Here is a 16,749-nt window from a genome sequence, read left to right on the forward strand (position 1 = left end):
GGGCGGCCGCAAATTCGTCTTGCGACCGCCCTTTCTCCTTGTCTCAGCCCAGGTTGAGCACGTACACCGGAGCCCCGTCCTCCGCCCCGCCCCGTGAGCGGATGCAGGCGTGCTTGTGCAGCAGCCGGAGACATTCGTTGACGCGGTGCACCGTGAGACCGGTCCGGTCCGCGATCGACTCCAGCGGCTCGCGCAGCTCACCCCGCTCGACCAGCACCGGGGCGATCACCACGGCCACCGTCCACACGTCCTCGGTCACGGACAACCGTCGCCGCCAGTCGGCCAGCACCGACTCGGTGGTGGGCTGGCCTTCGTGGCACCGCTCGGGCTGCCTCGCCGCAACCGGTCGCGCGAGCACGAACGAGTCCAGTCGGTCGGCGATCCGAGCCATGGCCCGGGCCATGGCCTCCTGAGCAACGAGCGCGGGCTGTTGGACGACGAGTGCGGCCTGTTGGACGGCGAGGGTCTGCTGCTGCGTGGACAGCATCTCCTTGTGCAGCGCCAGCGATTCACGCTGTGCGACCGCAAGGTCCTCGTCTACCTGAAGGTTGTGCGCCTCCAGCCGGACGATGGCCTCGGCGACCTGCTCCGGCATGGCATACGCGATGGGCGCGGTCGGGTCGGAGGACTGCACCTCGGCCTCGTCCAGCGAGTAGGAACCCTCGCGCTGCACGGTCTCGATGACTTCGGCGACCCACTGTTTGAAGGGCGCGCACGCGGGTTTGGTACATGCGTTGACGAGCAGGATGAGACCTTGAAGAGAGATGACATTCAGGTCTCGGCGCCACTCTCTACCTGCGGGAATGCTGAGACCGTAAGCTCCAGTTACGGTCTCGAGAATCTCTCGGTGCGGCCCGGGAACATGATCCGCGAGAGCCTGCCGAGAGTTTGTGTGCCCAAGTTCCTTGCACACATCCACCGCCGGAAACCAATGCGCCCCGTCCGGCATGGTCAGCCTCCGGACCCGGGCCCCGGTGGCCGCGTACACGAAGTCGCTGACGTCGATCGCCTCGTACCGCTCGGCCGAATTGGGTTGCTTGCTGGGTTCGTTCATGTGAACCACCTCCGCTGCGGAACGTAGAGCGGAGAAAATCGAATATGCCAGCTGCAAAGATGATATTCACGCATGCGAGTGAAGATGTCCTGATTCACCCGGCATCGCCGCCATAGGCCCCAACTCCCCTGCGCGAGAGCCATGCCGGCCGCGTCAGGGCCAGGACCCTGACGGTACGTCAGGGTGGTCTCGGGGGTGAGCGGGGGGAGTCACCGATGTGGCCGGTGGTGCCCGGGCGGCACGCTGGCGACATGTCGAAATCCACTGCCGCTCGTAACCGTTCCTACCTTGGCCGGCGTGCCGTCGTCGCTATGGCGGGCGCCGCCCTCGCGGTGGGTGCCACCGGGGTATGGGCGTCGGGTACCGCGTCCGCCGCGCCTGCCGTCACCGCCCGGCCGGCCACCGGATCCGCGTCCCAGTTCGGTGACTGCCCACCACTGCCCGAGGGGGTGGATCCGGCTCGCTGGAGATGCGAGGTGCACACGGCCGCGCCCGAGCTGACCATGGGCAAGATCACGGTGACGCTCGCCCCGCTCACCATGACGCACGCCGAGGGGCCCATGCCGGACGGCAGCAACGGCCAGGTGTGGGGCGGGATGCACAGCGCGCCGACGACCGTGCCGGGAGGACTGACCGGAACACCCGCGGGAGACAGTGTCCCGGCTCTCCGGCTGGCGATACAGCTGGAGTACGGCGGACGGTCCGACTTCTACACCGGGCAGCTCAGCCTGCGCTTTCGGCTCCTCAGCCCCCTGCTGCCGCAGAGCTGCCTGATCGGAGGAGGCCGCCCGGTCGACTTCCAGGCGAAGCGATCCGGACCCTCGAAGTGGGTGTCCCAGAATCCTCCGGTCATCGAGTTCTCGGCGTACGACGACACCTTCGCCGCCCCCGCACCGGAACACTGCGGCCCCCTGACCCGACCGCTGGCCAGACGGCTCGGCCTGCCGGCGGCCACCGGGAACCTGCTGTCCTACGACGCGTCCTACACCTTCAAGACCTACGACCAACTCCCCTAGGAGGGAAGCGAGGCGGAGGGCGAGGAGGAGGAGAGAAACGAAGTGGGGGAAATGAAGGGAACCTTTCGCACGGAGCCCCGCTCCTGACCCGGCGACGCGGACCCGACGGGGGACCGCGGCGGACCGAGAGGGGTCTACCCATGGCATCGCGCACTGTGCCGCCGTCCGAGCGGCTCCTGCCCGGGGACACGGGCGTCAGGCACGAATGGAAGGAGATACGGGGCGCTCGTCTGCACATCGCGGAGTACGGCACCGGCACCCCGCTGCTGATGCTGCACGGCTTCCCCCAGCACTGGTACGCCTGGCACCGGGCCGCCCAACTGGTGGCAGGGGAGTACCGGCTCGTCTGCCCGGACCTCAGGGGGTTCGGCTGGTCGGAGGGGACGGCGCGGGGCTACGACATGGACGCGCTGGCCGACGACGCCCTCGCGCTGCTGGACGCGCTCGGGCTGGAGCGGGTCGGGCTCGTCGGGCACGACTGGGGCGGACACCTGGGCTTCCGGCTGTGTCTGCGGGCGCCGGAGCGGTTCACCGGATACCTCGCGCTGAACATGTCCCACCCCTGGCCCCGGCACCGGGTGGTGCTGCCGAACCTGTGGCGCATGTGGTACACGGCGTTCGTCGAGTATCCGGTGCTGGGGCGGGCCGTGCTGAGGCACTGGCCGGCGTTCACCCGGTTCCTGCTGCGGCACCAGGTCGCCGACCCGGCGGTGTGGGAGGAGGCGGAACTCGCGGAGTACGCCGCCGCGACCCGGGAGAGTGCCGCTGCCGGACAGGCCATGTTCTGGCAGTACGTGCTCCGCGACATCCCGGCGCTCCTGCGGGGCACCCACCGGCGGCAGCGGCTGACCGTGCCGACCCTGCTGCTCGGCGGGGAACGGGACAACGTCATAGCGCCGGCCCTGCTGGCGGGCGGTGAGGCGTATGCCGACGACCTGACCGTGCGGGTGGTGCCCGGCGCCGGGCACTTCCTGCCGCAGGAGCGGCCGGGGGAGGTCGCCGACGCACTGAGGGAACTCTTCGGCTCCCCGGGGTCCCGGCCTATCGGATCAGCGTGACGCCGCCCGCTCGGTGACCCGGTGGACGAACGCCCGGCCGCGCCGTTCGCCGAGCACACGGCCGTAGAGCCACTGGGCCGGGCGCAGCGGGGCGGGGCGGGTGGCGCCGAGGACGGCGAAGCGGGTGCCGTCGCCCTCGGGGACCGCCGCCATGCCGCCCACGATCAGCCGGGACTGCATCAGGCACCAGCCGGGGGCGAGCCGTACCTCGAAGGGGGCACGCACACCGGAAGGGCCCACGGCGAGGGCCGGCACGCGGTCGGCGTCGCCGGGCGGGACGCGGAACTCGCGGAGGAAGGGGATCAGATGGGGTAGTTCGCCGGACAGGTCGGAGGCCACGGCCCAGACGCGCTCGTACGGCAGGGCGATGTGCTCCTCGGCGTACAGCGCGGCGTGCAGGCCGGCGGCCAGCACCCGCAGGCGCACCAGGGGATCGGCATTCATCGTGACCACGCCTTACGGAAGGAGGAACGGGCCCGGTGCAGCCGGGACTTGACGGTTCCGGTGGGCACGCCGAGCAGGTCGGCGACGGCGGCCTCGTCGAGGCCTTCCAGCTCGCGCAGGACCAGGACCGCGCGGTGCCGGACGGGCAGCCGGGCGAGGACGTCGCGTACGTCGGCGGGGAGTTCGGTGCCGGCGTCCGTGTGCAGGCCGGTGAGGCGGGCCAGGTCGGCGGGGTCGGCCGGTTCCTCGGTGGCCGTGCGCCGGGCGACGCGTACGGCCTCCCGGACGGTGACGGTGCGGACCCAGCCGTAGAAGGCCAGGGGGTCGCGCAGGCCGCGCAGGCCCTTGAAGACCGCCACGAGGGACTCCTGGACGGCGTCGGCGGCCTCGTGTGGGGCGATGGGCCGGCAGAGCCGGGTCACGTACGGCGTCACCAGGGCGAGCAGTTCGTCCATGGCGAGGGCGTCGCCGGCCTGTGCGGCCCGGACGAGTGGGGCGGCGGTCTCCCACGGCGGCTCGGCACCGCTGCCGCCCTGAGTGTCGTCCATGTCGGGGACAGCCTAGGGTGCGCGCGGCGCCTGCCGTGCACGGCCCTTGCTCCGGGACGGCCGGGTGGCGTGCCGAGGACCCGCCGCTGGAGTGCGGCGGGCCCCGGGAGGGATCTGTGGTGGTGTCAGCCGAGCTGGGCGAAGCCGTAGTTCATCAGCTTCTTCGCGTCCGACTCGCGCTGGGCGATGGAGGAGGAGGCGAGGACGGTGCCGATGACGGTCTTGCCGTGCCGGGTCGCGGCGAAGACCAGGCAGTATTTCGCCTCGGGGCCGGAGCCGGTCTTGACGCCGATGGTGCCGCTGTAGCTGCTGAGCAGACCGTTGGTGTTGGTCCACGGCGACATGACGCGGGTGCCGCCGGTCTTGGTGATCGTCCTGGCCGTGTACTTCTTGGTCTTGACGATCGAGCGGAACGTGGCGCTCTTCATCGCGCTGCTGGCGATCTTCGTCAGGTCCTTCGGCGTCGAGTAGTTGGAGCCGTTGCCGATGCCGTCGAAGGAGTCGAAGTGGGTGTTCTTCAGGCCGAGGCTCTTGGCGGCGGCGTTCATCTTGCCGATGAAGCTCGCGACGCGCTTGGCGCGGGTGGTGCCGGTGCCGTACTTGTCGGCGAGCGCGTAGGCGGCGTCGCAGCCGGACGGCAGCATCAGGCCGTACAGGAGCTGGCGGACGGTGACCTTGTCGCCGACGATCAGGTGGGCCTGCGAGGCGTTGTTCTTGACGACGTAGTCGCTGTAGGCCTTCTGGATCGTGACCTTGGAGTCGAGGTTCAGGTGGGGCTGCGCGAGCACCACCTTGGCCGTCATGATCTTGGTGGTGGAGCCGGTCGAACGCTTGGTGTCGGCCGCCTTGCTGAAGATTGACTTGGCGTTCGCGTTGTTCATGATGTAGCCGCCCTTGGCCACGAGCGAGGGCGCCGCGACGGCCTGTGCGGGCGCCGCGGTGAGGGCTCCCGTGGCGACCAGCGCGCCGGACGTGACGGCGACGGCGGCGGCTCTGCGGAGGCGGGTGCCCTTAATGCCGGTAATCAACGTGATGTACCCCGATTGTCTTGAATGCCCCTGGCGTGCGGCCGAGTTGAGGTCCTAAGAGAGTGGGGCCGCACTTGTGTGACACGTAAGTAGCACAGAAGGTTGTGCGCTCGCTGAGGGGGGTTCCGTACGGGTCCTGTGCGGGTCCCCTCGTCGAGCCGGTCGCGGACCCGGGGGGATCGCCGCATGTCCGCATGGTGGACTGGGGCACCATATGAGTACGTGTTGTATCTATCCTGTCGGCATGAATACGGCCGTCAAGCAGCCCCCCGCGGCAGACCGCGTCTACAGCCACGTCAAGCAGGGCGTTCTCGACCGCCGATACGAGGGCGGGACGCTCCTGACCGAGGGCGAGCTGGCGGAGGCCGTCGGTGTGTCCCGCACGCCGGTGCGCGAGGCGCTGCTCCGCTTGGAGGTCGAGGGGCTGATCAAGCTCTACCCGAAGAAGGGAGCGCTGGTCCTGCCCGTCTCCGCGCAGGAGATCGCCGACGTGGTGGAGACCCGGCTGCTGGTCGAGGCGCATGCCGCGCGGAAGGCCGTACCCGCCCCGCCGGGGCTCGTCGAGCGGCTCACGGAGCTGTTGGAGAAGCAGAAGGCCCAGGCCGCGGCCGGTGACTTCGCCGCCGCCGCGGTCACCGACCGGTGCTTCCACGCCGAGATCGTCCGCAGCGGCGGCAACGAGATTCTCTCCCGCCTCTACGACCAGCTGCGTGACCGCCAGCTCAGGATGGGCGTCGCCGTCATGCACTCCCACCCCGACCGGATCGCCAAGACGCTCGCCGAGCACGGGGAGATCCTGGACGCGCTGCGTTCCGGCGACGCCGAGGCGGCCGTCGGGGTCGTGCACCGGCACGTGAGCTGGTTCTCGCACCTCGCGCGGGGTGAGGTCCGGTGAACGGCACCACTCTGCCGGGTGATCCCCCGGGCGGCCGCCGCGCCGTCGTGATGTGGACCTTCGGTGTCGCCGTCTACTTCGTCGCCGTCATCTTCCGTACGTCCCTCGGGGTGGCCGGCCTGGACGCGGCGGACCGCTTCCATGTCAACGCCTCCGCGCTGTCGACGTTCTCCATCCTCCAGCTGCTGGTGTACGCGGGCATGCAGATACCCGTGGGCCTGCTGGTCGACCGGCTCGGCACGAAGCGGGTGCTCAGCATCGGCGCCGTGCTGTTCACGGCCGGGCAGCTGGGCTTCGCCTTCTCCCCCTCCTACGGCACGGCTCTCGCCTCGCGGGCGCTGCTCGGCTGCGGCGACGCGATGACCTTCATCAGCGTGCTGCGGCTCGGCACGCGCTGGTTCCCGGCCAGGCGCGGGCCGCTGGTCGCGCAGCTGGCGGGACTGATCGGCATGGCGGGCAACCTGGTCTCCACCCTCGTCCTGGCCCGGCTGCTGCACGGGCTCGGCTGGACGGCGGCGTTCGCCGGCAGTGCACTCGCCGGGATCGTCGTCTTCGTTCTCGTCGTGCTGTTCCTGAAGGACCACCCCGAGGGCCATGAGCCCGAGCCGTTCCCGCACCAGGGCGCGGCCTACGTCCGCCGGCAGATCGCGGCGTCCTGGCGGGAGCCGGGGACCCGGCTGGGTCTGTGGGTGCACTTCACCACGCAGTTCCCGGCGATGGTGTTCCTGCTGCTGTGGGGCATGCCGTTCCTGGTCGAGGCGCAGGGGCTGAGCCGGGCCACGGCCGGTGAGCTGCTCACGCTGGTGGTGCTGTCCAACATGGTGGTCGGACTGGTGTACGGGCAGGTCGTCGCCCGGCACCAGGCGGCGCGGCTGCCGCTGGCGCTGGGGACGGTGGCGGCGACGGCGGGGGTGTGGGCCGGGACGCTGGCCTATCCCGGGGCGCATGCTCCGATGTGGCTGCTGCTGGTGCTGTGCACGGTTCTCGGGGCGTGTGGGCCGGCGTCGATGATCGGGTTCGACTTCGCTCGGCCCGCGAATCCGGCGGAGCGTCAGGGGACGGCGTCGGGGATCACCAATATGGGCGGGTTCGTCGCCTCGATGACGACGTTGTTCGCGATCGGTGTGCTGTTGGATGCGACCGGGGACGACTACCGGGTGGCGTTCTCGGCGGTGTTCGTGCTGCAGGCGCTGGGGGTGAGCCAGATTCTGCGGCTGCGGAGGCGGGCGGCTCGGCGGGAGCGGGAGCGGTGGGTGGCCAGCCGGGTGGAGACGGTGCACGTGCCTGCTTGAACCGGGTGGGTCTCCCACCCGCGCACCACCCGTCTCCAGTCGGCAGACAGGCTCAGCAACACGCGGGCGGCCCGCGCCGTCGGCGGCTTTTCCCGGGGGGGCCGAAACCCTCGCCGTCCCGCTGCGCCGGCAGCCGGGTCTCCGCGCCGCCATCCGGAACTCCGGGTCGCGCCGCGCCGGCTCCCGGGTCTGCGTCCAACTGCCGCGTGGCAGCCGGACCTCCGTCTCACCGTCGCGCCGGTCGGACCTTCGCCCCCCGCCGCGTAACAGCCGGGCATCCGCCCCGCCGCCCCGACCGGGCCATGCTCCCCGCCTCCGCCGGATCGGGTGCCCCGTGCCGACGAGGCAGCGCGACCCCGCGGCATCGCGTCCCGGGCCGGGCCGGTGAGACGTTACGGAGTGACCGTGAAGTTGTTCAGGATGGCTGTGGCGAGGGCGGGGTCGCCCTCTGCCTTGATGCGGTCGGTGACCGCGTCCGGGGTGACGCGGCCGCAGGCGAGGCGGACGTAGGTCTCCCAGTCGAGGGTGAGGGTGGCGGCCGGGCCGAGGGCGGGGGCGGCTTCCAGGGTGCCGCGGCCCTGGATGTCGACGCGGATGGTGCGCAGGAACTCGATCGGCCCGTGCACGTCGAACACGACGGCCGAACTGCGCGGGGCGTCCGCGCCCTTGGCGACGACCTTCGGCAGCCCCTCCAGCAGCAGGTCCCGGGCGACGTGCGCGCCCGGCGAGTCCAGGTTGCCGGGGCGGCCGAGAGCGGTGCGCAGGTCCTGCTCGTGCACCCACACGTCGAACGCGCGCATCCGCATGGCGTGTTCCAGGGTGACCTCCGCGCCCAGCGCGCCGCGCACCTTGGTGCCGGGCTCGCGGGACTCGTTCCGCAGCTGACGGTTGCGCCGGATGATGGTGTACTCCAGCTCGGACGTCATCTCCGGCGCCGTGTGGTGGCGGCGGACGTCGACCTGCATCTCCATGTACCGCTGGTGCTCGTTGGTGACGTGGAACAGGTCACGGGGCAGGGTGTGGATGGGCCGCGGGTCGCCGAGCATCTCGCAGTCCAGGCCGATGACGTGCGAGACCACGTCCCGAACGGACCAGCCGGGGCAGGGGGTCCGCCGGTTCCACTCGCCCTCGACGAGTGACTGCACCATCTCGGATATCGCTTCGATGGAGTGTGTCCAGGCATCGGCGTAGGGCTGGACGGTGGGATGCAGACTCACGGAACGGGACCCCTCGGCGGTCGGTACACGGGCAGGTTGCGGCGGCAGTGCCGGCGGGCGGTGACCGCACGCGGAGGGTGTCCTGGAACTCCCCCACGCCCGGCTCTCCCACGCTCGGCTCCGCCTGCGCGGGAGAACCCCCAAGTTACGCTGCTCCGAGGCACCCCGGCAGTGCTTTCGTGTGACGATCGTAGGCCGGTATGGACTACTCGAATGCCAGGACGGTGGTAGTGTGCGCGCCTCGCTGATCCAGATCGCCGTGGACGAGGGCGAATCGGTGGCCTCTCGACGTCAGCGGGCGGCCGCGCTGGTGCGGGAGCAGGTCGGCTCCGACCTCGTCGTGCTGCCCGAGCTGTGGACGACCGGCGCCTTCGCCTACGAGGACTTCGGCCGGGAGGCCGAGCCGCTGGAGGGGCCGACGCACGAGGCGATGGCCAAGGCGGCGGCCGACGCGGGCGTCTGGCTGCACGCCGGGTCCCTGCCCGAGCTGGCCCCGGACGGCACCGTCTACAACACCTCGCTCGTCTTCACCCCCTCCGGCGAGCGGGCCGCGGCCTACCGCAAGATCCACCGCTTCGGCTTCGACAAGGGCGAGGCCGTGCTCATGGGCGCCGGGCAGGAGCTGGTGACGGTGCGTCTGCCGGACACCACCCTCGGACTGGCGACCTGTTACGACCTCCGTTTCCCCGAGCTCTTCCGCTCCCTCGTCGACGCAGGCGCCGAGATGCTCGTCGTCCCCGCGGGCTGGCCGGAACGGCGGCGCACGCACTGGACGCTGCTGGCCCGGGCGCGGGCCGTGGAGAACCAGGCGTTCGTGCTCGCCTGTGGAACGGCCGGGACACACGCCGGAGTTCCCCAGGCGGGTCACTCGATCGTGGTGGACCCGTGGGGCGAGGTCCTCGCCGAGGCGGGCCCGGACGAGGAGGTCCTCACGGTCGACGTCGACCCGGCGAAGGTGGCCGCCACCCGTGAACAGTTCCCGGCCCTGAAGGACCGCGTGCTGGGCCTGGCCCCGCCGCCCCACCGGGCGTGACACCCGGGCGAGGACGGCTCAGTCGTCCTCGTCCTCCTCCCCTTCCTTCTCCGCCAGGTGGATCACGCACACCGCCACAGCGATCAGCAGCGCCGGGTCCGCGTCGTCCTGGACGATGTCGACGCCGTAGGTGTCCCGGATCGTCAGCCAGCGGCGGGAGATCACCGCGAGGAGTTCGCCGTCGTACTCGACGGCGAACTCACGGTCGAGGATCTTGCCGCTGACGTCCAGCTCGGTGCCGTCGACCAGGGACACCCGGTAGTGGTTGCGCAGCAGCGACAGGCGCTTGCGCTTGATCTTGGCCAGGGCCTCGCCGCCCCGTTCGATCACCATCGTGTCCCGCAGGGCGAGCATCTTCTGGTGGATGTCGATCAGGACCTGCCCGTGGGCGTCCTTGAGCTCGAAGGTGTCGCGCAGGCGCATGGCCTTGCCGTCGACGAGGTACACCTTCCGCCCGTGCTCGTCCTCGATCCACCAGTCGTCACCGATGCCGAGGATCCGATCGCGTACGAGGAATCTCATGCGGTTACCGCTTCCCCGGCGGGACCCGTCCGACGCGATCAGTAGGCCGACGGACTGAGCGCGGTCGGTGGCCCGACGGACCGAGCGCGGTGGCCGCGGCCCCCGCCAAACGTCATGGACGACCTCGACACGAAGAACGACAGCGCCCGCGTCACCATCGCGATGCCGGCGGAACTGGCGCGCAACGAGTCCCGCGACCTCGGGATGCGCGTCGGCAACGCCAAGCGGTACCTACGGCAGCGGGGCCAGTGGATCGGCGGACAACCGCCTTACGGGCTGCTGGTGGACCCGGAGGTGAAGAAGCTCGTCCACGACCCCGAGACCGCCACTGCTGCCGGTCGTTCACGCGAACCTCAAGCCGGGGGGGCGTGTTCGCCTTCTCCCAGCGGCCCTCGGTTGAAGGGTGCTACGGCTGCCAGGCGTCATACATCCCTCGCGGGCCCGAAGAAGACCCCGCTGTCGTCAGGAGGTGGGATTACGAACCCGATGTGTGGGCGCTGATTCTCAAGGAACACGGCTTCGTGGACGTGTCAGCGTCCGTGCTTGCCCCGCCCCCAGGAAGTCGCCGCACAGGCACCCTGTTCGTCCGGGGTATCCAAGGAGGCTAGGCAGGGGTACTGGTCTGAGCCGACGAAAGCCCCCGACAGCCATCCGTCAGGACATCCGCTGGGGGCAGTGGCCAGAAGTCCTCCGGCCAGTCACTGGCCGGACCGGGCATATGACCTGGCTCTGAGAATTCTCGGAGGTCGCCGTGGTGGAGCGGATCCCGTAGCTGTGCAGGGCGACGGCGTCGTACGGCCGTGATCCGGTGTTCATGGGCCAATGGCAAGCTTGAAACATGAACGATGCCGCCTCGGTGCCCGCCCCCGCGCCCCGCCGTGCCCGTGTCCGTGCCCCCGAGCTGATCGGCAAGGGCGGCTGGATCAACACCGGCGGGAAGGATCTGAAGCTCGCCGACTTCCGAGGTCGAGCATTGATCATCGATTTTTGGACCTTCTGCTGCATCAACTGCCTGCACGTCCTCGACGAACTGCGAGAGCTGGAGGAGCGGCACCGGGACACCGTGGTCGTCGTCGGGGTGCACTCGCCGAAGTTCGTGCACGAGGCGGAGCATCAGGCGGTGCTGGACGCGGTGGAGCGGTACGGGGTGGAGCACCCGGTGCTGGACGACCCCGAGCTGGCGACCTGGAAGCAGTACGCGGTGCGGGCCTGGCCGACGCTGGTCGTGATCGACCCGGAGGGGTACGTGGTCGCGCAGCACGCCGGCGAGGGGCATGTGCACGCCATCGAGCGGCTGGTCACCGAGCTGGAGGCCGAGCACGCCGCCAAGGGCACCCTGCGCCGCGGCGACGGGCCGTACGTTCCGCCGGAGCCCCGGCCGACGAGCCTGCGCTTCCCCGGCAAGGCGCTGCTACTGCCCGGCGGGACGTTCCTGGTCAGCGACACGACCCGGCACCAGCTGGTGGAGGTGGCCGAGGACGGCGAGACGGTCGTACGGCGGATCGGCACCGGGGCGCGCGGGTTCACCGACGGCGGTCCGGAGCGGGCGGAGTTCAACGAGCCGCAGGGACTCGCGCTGCTCGACGACGGCACGGTGGTCGTCGCCGACACCGTCAACCACGCCCTGCGCCTCCTCGACCCCGCCACCGGCGAGGTGACGACCCTCGCGGGCACGGGGCAGCAGTGGATGCAGGGTGAGGCGACCACAGGTCCCGGCCGCGCGGTGAAGCTGTCCTCGCCGTGGGACGTGGCCTGGTGGCGGGGGCGGGTGTGGATCGCCATGGCGGGCGTGCACCAGCTGTGGGCGTACGACCCGGCGGACGGCACCGTGGCGGTGGCGGCAGGGACGACGAACGAGGGGCTGGTGGACGGGCCCGGCGCCGAGGCCTGGTTCGCGCAGCCCTCGGGGCTCGCCGCCACCCCCGAGCGGCTGTGGCTCGCCGACTCCGAGACCTCCGCCCTGCGCTGGGTCGACGTCGACGGGCACGTCCACACGGCCGTAGGCACCGGACTGTTCGACTTCGGTCACCAGGACGGCGCCGCCGGACAGGCCCTGCTCCAGCACCCGTTGGGCGTCACCGCGCTGGCCGACGGATCGGTCGCGGTCAGCGACACCTACAACCACGCCCTGCGCCGCTACGACCCCGCGACCGGCGAGGTCACCACGCTGGCCACCGATCTGCGCGAGCCGAGCGACGCGGTGCTGGCCGGCGAGGACATCGTGGTCGTGGAGTCGGCCCGGCACCGGCTGACCCGGCTGCGGCTGCCCGAGGAGGCCGTACGGGTGGAGGCGGTGGCCCACCGCACCCAGCGCGCGGCGACCGAGGTCGCGCCGGGGCGCCTCCGCCTCGACGTCGTCTTCCAGGCGCCGGCCGGGCAGAAGCTCGACACGCGCTACGGCCCCTCGACGCGTCTGCTGGTCTCCTCCACCCCGCCCGAGCTGATCCTCAAGGGCGAGGGGGCCGAGGCGGACCTCTCACGCGAGCTGGAGCTCAACCCGGCCGTCACGGAGGGCGTCCTGCACGTCTCCGCGATGGCCGCCTCCTGCGACGACGACCCGGCGAACCAGTACCCCGCGTGCCATGTCCACCAGCAGGACTGGGGAGTCCCGGTCCGCCTCACCGACGGCGGGGCGGACCGGCTGCCGCTCGTCCTGGCGGGCCTGGACGAACAGTGACCAGCGGCGCGCCGGCCTCCGGCGTGACTCACACGCGGTAACCGTCGGCCGGGCTCACCCGCCGGAGCCCACAGCCCGCCCGACCCGCCGGAACCGCCGGCCGGACTCATCCGCGCCGGCCGTCGACGTGGTGCGCCCGCCGTGGCCTGTCGGCCCGCCCCACCCGCCGACCGGACTCATCCGCGCCGGCCGTCGGCCCGCTCACCCGCCGTAGCCCGTCGGCTCGGCCCACTCGCCGAAACCGCCGGCCCGGCGCGAAGAACGTGGCCCTCGGCCCGGTTCACACGCCGTAGCCGTCGGTGTAGCTGTCGCCGTAGCCGTCGGCGCGGTGATGGTGGTGGTGCGGTTCCTCCTCGACGACCGGGGCCGGTGGCATGACCACCCGCCGGCGTCGCGCGATGCCGCTGAACGTTGCCGTGCCGATCAGTCCAACGGCCATGAGGATCACGCCGACCAGATCGAGGTTGACCCCGTTCATGTGCCAGTCGGTCGCGAACGTGAGGATTGCTCCCACGGCGATGAGGATGATGCATCCGCCGAGGCCCATGAGACGTCGCCTCCCCTTTCGGTTCCGGAATTTCCGGTGCCGAGCGGGTACCCGCCGCCGCCCCGAGTAGCCCTGCCGAAGGACGGCCGGCTCCGGCCGCCGGGCGGGAACTAGCCCTCCAGGAACGCCACCAGCGCGTTGGCCAGCAGGAACGGGTCGTCGGCGCCGCAGAGTTCGCGGGCGCTGTGCATCGAGAGGATCGCCACGCCGATGTCGACGGTCTTGATGCCGTGCCGGGCCGCGGTGATCGGGCCGATGGTGGTGCCGCAGGGCATGGAGTTGTTCGAGACGAAGGACTGGAAGGGGACGCCGGCCCGCTCGCAGGCGGCGGCGAAGACCGCGCGGCCGGAACCGTCCGTGGCGTAGCGGTTGTTGACGTTGACCTTGAGGATGGGGCCGCCGTTGACGCGGGGGTGGTGGGTCGGGTCGTGCCGTTCCGCGTAGTTGGGGTGGACGGCGTGGCCGGTGTCGGAGGACAGGCAGACCGTGCCGGCGAGGGCACGGGCGCGGTCCTCGTAGCTGCCGCCGCGCGCGAACACCGAGCGCTCCAGGACGGTGCCGAGCAGCGGGCCGTCGGCGCCGGTGTCGGACTGGGAGCCGTTCTCCTCGTGGTCGAAGGCGGCGAGCACGGGGATGCGGGTGAGCGGGGCGCCGGAGGTGGCCGCGGCGGCCAGGGCGGCGGCCCCCGCGTGCACCGAGAGCAGGTTGTCCATGCGCGGGCCGGCGAGGAGTTCGCGGTCCCGGCCGAGGTAGGCCGGTGCCTCCACGGGATGCAGCATGAGGTCCCAGCCGGCCACCGAGCCGGACGGCAGCCCGGTCTCCTCCTCCAGGAAGGCGATCAGGTCGCCGTGGCCGAAGTCGTCCGTGAGGCCCCACACAGGTTGCAGGTGGCGCTGCTTGTCCAGCTTGAGGCCGTCCGTGGACACCGTGCGGTCCAGGTGGATGGCGAGCTGCGGCACGCGCAGCAGCGGGCGGTCCACGTTGACCAGGCGGGTGGAGCCGTCGCGCAGGGTGAGCCGGCCGGCCAGGCCCAGGTCGCGGTCGAGCCAGGAGTTCATCAGCGGGCCGCCGTAGATCTCCACGGCGACCTGCCGAAAGCCGTGCGCCTGGCTGTCCGGCTGCGGCTTGACGCGCAGGCTGGGCGAGTCGGTGTGGGCGCCGATGATGTGGAACGGCGTGTGCGGCCGGGCGCCCTCGGGGACGTACCAGGCGATGATCGCGCCGCCGCGCAGCACGTACTTGCCGCCGCTCCCCGCCGCCGAACCCGCCGGTGTCCCCGTGTCCCAGGCGTCCGTCTCCTCGACCTGGCGGAAGCCGGCCTTCTCCAGCCGCGCGGCGGTGGCCGCCACGGCGTGGTACGGCGACGGGGCGGCCGCGAGGAAGGACATCAGGTCGTCGGTGTGGCCGCGGTCGAAGCGCTGGCTTGTACTCATGGGTTCACCTTAACGACGGACGAGGGTCCGCTCCCGGTGCGGGAGCGGACCCTCGGACGGATCGGACGGCGGGCCGGACGAGGCCGCCGGGACCTAGAAGGCCGCCTCGTCCAGCTCCATCAGGTCCAGGTCGACGTTCTCCGAGACCTTGCGGGCCAGGGTGACGCCGGGCAGGACGTTGGCCGCGTAGAACTTCGCCGCGGCGATCTTGCCGGTGTAGAAGGCCTTGTCCTTCGCGGACGCGGTCGGCAGCTTCTCGGCGGCGACCGCGGCCCCCTTGAGCAGCAGGTAGCCGACGATGACGTCACCGGAGGCGAGCAGCAGGCGGCTGGTGTTCAGGCCGACCTTGTAGATGTTCTTGACGTCGTCCTCGGTGGCGGCGAGGTCGGTCAGCATCAGGCCGACGATGGCCTCCAGCTCGACGGCCGCCTTGGCGAGGTGCTCGCGGGCGCCGGCCAGCTCCTCGCCGCCGTTGCCGAGCGCCAGGAACTTCTTGATGTCCTCGGCGATGGAGTTCAGGGCCGCGCCCTGGTTGCGGACGATCTTGCGGAAGAAGTAGTCCTGGCCCTGGATCGCGGTGGTGCCCTCGTAGAGGGTGTCGATCTTGGAGTCCCGGATGTACTGCTCGATCGGGTACTCCTGGAGGAAGCCGGAGCCGCCGAAGGTCTGGAGGGACTGGGCGAGCTGCTCGTAGCCCTTCTCGGAGCCGTAGCCCTTGACGATGGGCAGGAGCAGGTCGTTCAGCGCGTGCTCGGTCTTGGCGTCCTCGCCGGCGGCCTCCTTGACGGCGATGGCGTCCTGGACCGAGGCGGTGTAGAGGACGAGGGCGCGCATGCCCTCGGCGTACGCCTTCTGCGTCATCAGGGAGCGGCGCACGTCGGGGTGGTGGGTGATGGTGACCTTGGGCGCGGCCTTGTCCATGAAGTCGGCCAGGTCGGTGCCCTGGACGCGCTCCTTGGCGTACTCCAGGGCGTTGAGGTAGCCGGTGGAGAGGGTGGAGATCGCCTTCGTGCCGACCATCATGCGGGCGAACTCGATGATGCGGAACATCTGGCGGATGCCCTCGTGCTTGTCACCGATCAGCCAGCCCTTGGCCGGGTGGCGGTCGCCGAAGGTCATCTCGCAGGTGTTGGAGGCCTTGAGGCCCATCTTGTGCTCGACGTTCGTGGCGTACACGCCGTTGCGCTCGCCCAGCTCGCCGGTCTCGAAGTCGAACTCGTACTTCGGGACGAGGAAGAGGGACAGGCCCTTGGTGCCGGGGCCGGCGCCCTCGGGGCGGGCGAGGACGTAGTGGAGGATGTTCTCCGACATGTCGTGCTCACCGGAGGTGATGAAGCGCTTCACGCCCTCGATGTGCCAGGAGCCGTCCTCCTGCTGGACCGCCTTGGTGCGGCCGGCGCCGACGTCGGAGCCGGCGTCCGGCTCGGTGAGGACCATGGTGGAGCCCCACTGCTTGTCGACGGCTATCTGCGCGATCTTCTTCTGGACCTCGTTGCCCTCGTCGAAGAGGATGCCGGCGAACGCCGGGCCGGAGGAGTACATCCACACGGCCGGGTTGGCGCCGAGGACCAGCTCCGCGTACGCCCAGATCAGGGACGGGGGAGCCGTCGTGCCGCCGATGGCCTCGGGCAGGCCGAGGCGCCAGTACTCGGAGTCCATGAAGGCCTGGTAGCTCTTCTTGAAGGACGCGGGGACCGGGGCCGTGTTCGTCTCGGGGTCGAACACCGGGGGGTTGCGGTCGGCGTCGGTGAAGGACTCCGCCAGCTCGTTCTCGGCCAGGCGGGTCAGCTCGTCCAGGACGCTCTTCGCGGTGTCCGTGTCCATCTCCGCGAACGGGCCCGTGCCGTACAGCTGGTCGCGGCCGAGCACCTCGAAGAGGTTGAACTCGATGTCGCGGAGGTTGGACTTGTAGTGCCCCATGGTGACGGCTCCGTTGAGAGAGTTTCTGTTCGATGACGCGTCTTGGTTCGCGTACCAACAAGTAG

Annotated in this window: 15 protein-coding genes; 6 read left to right on the top strand and 9 right to left on the bottom strand. The window is 70.8% G+C overall.

The window, feature by feature from the left end; translation table 11 throughout:
* Positions 1–43 precede the first annotated feature (43 nt).
* A complete protein-coding gene (locus tag ABZ854_RS05985; protein WP_361204913.1) occupies positions 44–1,054 on the bottom strand; it encodes a Bro-N domain-containing protein in 1,011 nt (336 codons plus the stop codon).
* A 251-nt stretch (positions 1,055–1,305) separates the two neighbouring features.
* Here ABZ854_RS05985 and ABZ854_RS05990 point away from each other — a divergent pair, with 251 nt between their 5' ends.
* Together ABZ854_RS05990 and ABZ854_RS05995 are read left to right on the top strand one after the other, a co-directional pair.
* Positions 1,306–2,070: a hypothetical protein gene (locus tag ABZ854_RS05990; protein WP_361204916.1), complete on the top strand. Its 765-nt coding sequence runs from the start codon at positions 1,306–1,308 to the stop codon at positions 2,068–2,070.
* Between the two features lie 140 nt (positions 2,071–2,210).
* Positions 2,211–3,128 carry an alpha/beta hydrolase gene (locus tag ABZ854_RS05995; protein WP_361204919.1) on the top strand — a complete coding sequence of 306 codons (918 nt, stop codon included), beginning with the start codon at positions 2,211–2,213 and terminating at the stop codon, positions 3,126–3,128.
* On the opposite strand, the gene ABZ854_RS06000 is transcribed toward ABZ854_RS05995, so the two are convergent.
* The 3 genes from ABZ854_RS06000 to ABZ854_RS06010 form a co-directional block, all read right to left on the bottom strand.
* Positions 3,120–3,572, bottom strand: a complete 453-nt coding sequence (locus tag ABZ854_RS06000) for a hypothetical protein (protein ID WP_361204922.1) — start codon at positions 3,570–3,572, stop codon at positions 3,120–3,122. The genes ABZ854_RS05995 and ABZ854_RS06000 overlap by 9 nt on opposite strands.
* Positions 3,569–4,120: an RNA polymerase sigma factor gene (locus ABZ854_RS06005; protein WP_361204925.1), complete on the bottom strand. Its 552-nt coding sequence runs from the start codon at positions 4,118–4,120 to the stop codon at positions 3,569–3,571. Before ABZ854_RS06005 ends, ABZ854_RS06000 begins: the two co-directional genes overlap by 4 nt.
* A gap of 125 nt (positions 4,121–4,245) precedes the next feature.
* The gene (locus ABZ854_RS06010) at positions 4,246–5,148 is read right to left on the bottom strand and encodes a D-alanyl-D-alanine carboxypeptidase (protein WP_361204928.1); all 903 of its coding nucleotides are present in this window, start codon (positions 5,146–5,148) and stop codon (positions 4,246–4,248) included.
* Between the two features lie 244 nt (positions 5,149–5,392).
* Between ABZ854_RS06010 and ABZ854_RS06015 the strand changes: the two genes are divergently transcribed.
* Together ABZ854_RS06015 and ABZ854_RS06020 are read left to right on the top strand one after the other, a co-directional pair.
* The gene (locus tag ABZ854_RS06015; protein WP_361204931.1) at positions 5,393–6,043 is read left to right on the top strand and encodes a GntR family transcriptional regulator; all 651 of its coding nucleotides are present in this window, start codon (positions 5,393–5,395) and stop codon (positions 6,041–6,043) included.
* Between the two features lie 50 nt (positions 6,044–6,093).
* Positions 6,094–7,335, top strand: a complete 1,242-nt coding sequence (locus tag ABZ854_RS06020; RefSeq protein WP_361205181.1) for an MFS transporter — start codon at positions 6,094–6,096, stop codon at positions 7,333–7,335.
* A 392-nt stretch (positions 7,336–7,727) separates the two neighbouring features.
* Here the strand turns inward: ABZ854_RS06020 and ABZ854_RS06025 are convergent, their stop codons facing one another.
* Positions 7,728–8,552 (bottom strand): maleylpyruvate isomerase family mycothiol-dependent enzyme, encoded by an 825-nt coding sequence (locus ABZ854_RS06025; protein ID WP_361204934.1) that lies wholly within the window; start codon positions 8,550–8,552, stop codon positions 7,728–7,730.
* A 232-nt stretch (positions 8,553–8,784) separates the two neighbouring features.
* On the opposite strand from ABZ854_RS06025, the gene ABZ854_RS06030 reads away from it, so the two are divergent.
* Positions 8,785–9,585, top strand: coding sequence for a carbon-nitrogen family hydrolase (locus tag ABZ854_RS06030; protein WP_361204937.1), 801 nt, complete (start codon positions 8,785–8,787; stop codon positions 9,583–9,585).
* An 18-nt stretch (positions 9,586–9,603) separates the two neighbouring features.
* On the opposite strand, the gene ABZ854_RS06035 is transcribed toward ABZ854_RS06030, so the two are convergent.
* On the bottom strand, positions 9,604–10,107 hold the full coding sequence (locus ABZ854_RS06035; RefSeq protein ID WP_361204940.1) for an LURP-one-related family protein: 504 nt from the start codon (positions 10,105–10,107) through the stop codon (positions 9,604–9,606).
* 838 nt (positions 10,108–10,945) lie between these two features.
* Here ABZ854_RS06035 and ABZ854_RS06040 point away from each other — a divergent pair.
* Complete coding sequence (locus ABZ854_RS06040; protein WP_361204943.1) at positions 10,946–12,784, top strand: NHL domain-containing thioredoxin family protein; 1,839 nt, start codon at positions 10,946–10,948, stop codon at positions 12,782–12,784.
* 280 nt (positions 12,785–13,064) lie between these two features.
* On the opposite strand, the gene ABZ854_RS06045 is transcribed toward ABZ854_RS06040, so the two are convergent.
* The 3 genes from ABZ854_RS06045 to ABZ854_RS06055 all read right to left on the bottom strand — a co-directional run bounded on the left by ABZ854_RS06045 (position 13,065) and on the right by ABZ854_RS06055 (position 16,684).
* Positions 13,065–13,331, bottom strand: coding sequence for a DUF6458 family protein (locus tag ABZ854_RS06045; protein WP_361204946.1), 267 nt, complete (start codon positions 13,329–13,331; stop codon positions 13,065–13,067).
* 110 nt (positions 13,332–13,441) lie between these two features.
* Positions 13,442–14,764 (bottom strand): M18 family aminopeptidase, encoded by a 1,323-nt coding sequence (locus ABZ854_RS06050; protein WP_361204949.1) that lies wholly within the window; start codon positions 14,762–14,764, stop codon positions 13,442–13,444.
* A 93-nt stretch (positions 14,765–14,857) separates the two neighbouring features.
* Positions 14,858–16,684 carry an acyl-CoA dehydrogenase gene (locus ABZ854_RS06055; protein WP_361204952.1) on the bottom strand — a complete coding sequence of 609 codons (1,827 nt, stop codon included), beginning with the start codon at positions 16,682–16,684 and terminating at the stop codon, positions 14,858–14,860.
* Between the last annotated feature and the right edge of the window lie 65 nt (positions 16,685–16,749).

This window comes from Streptomyces sp. NPDC047028, from assembly GCF_040644095.1.
Classification (GTDB): domain Bacteria; phylum Actinomycetota; class Actinomycetes; order Streptomycetales; family Streptomycetaceae; genus Streptomyces.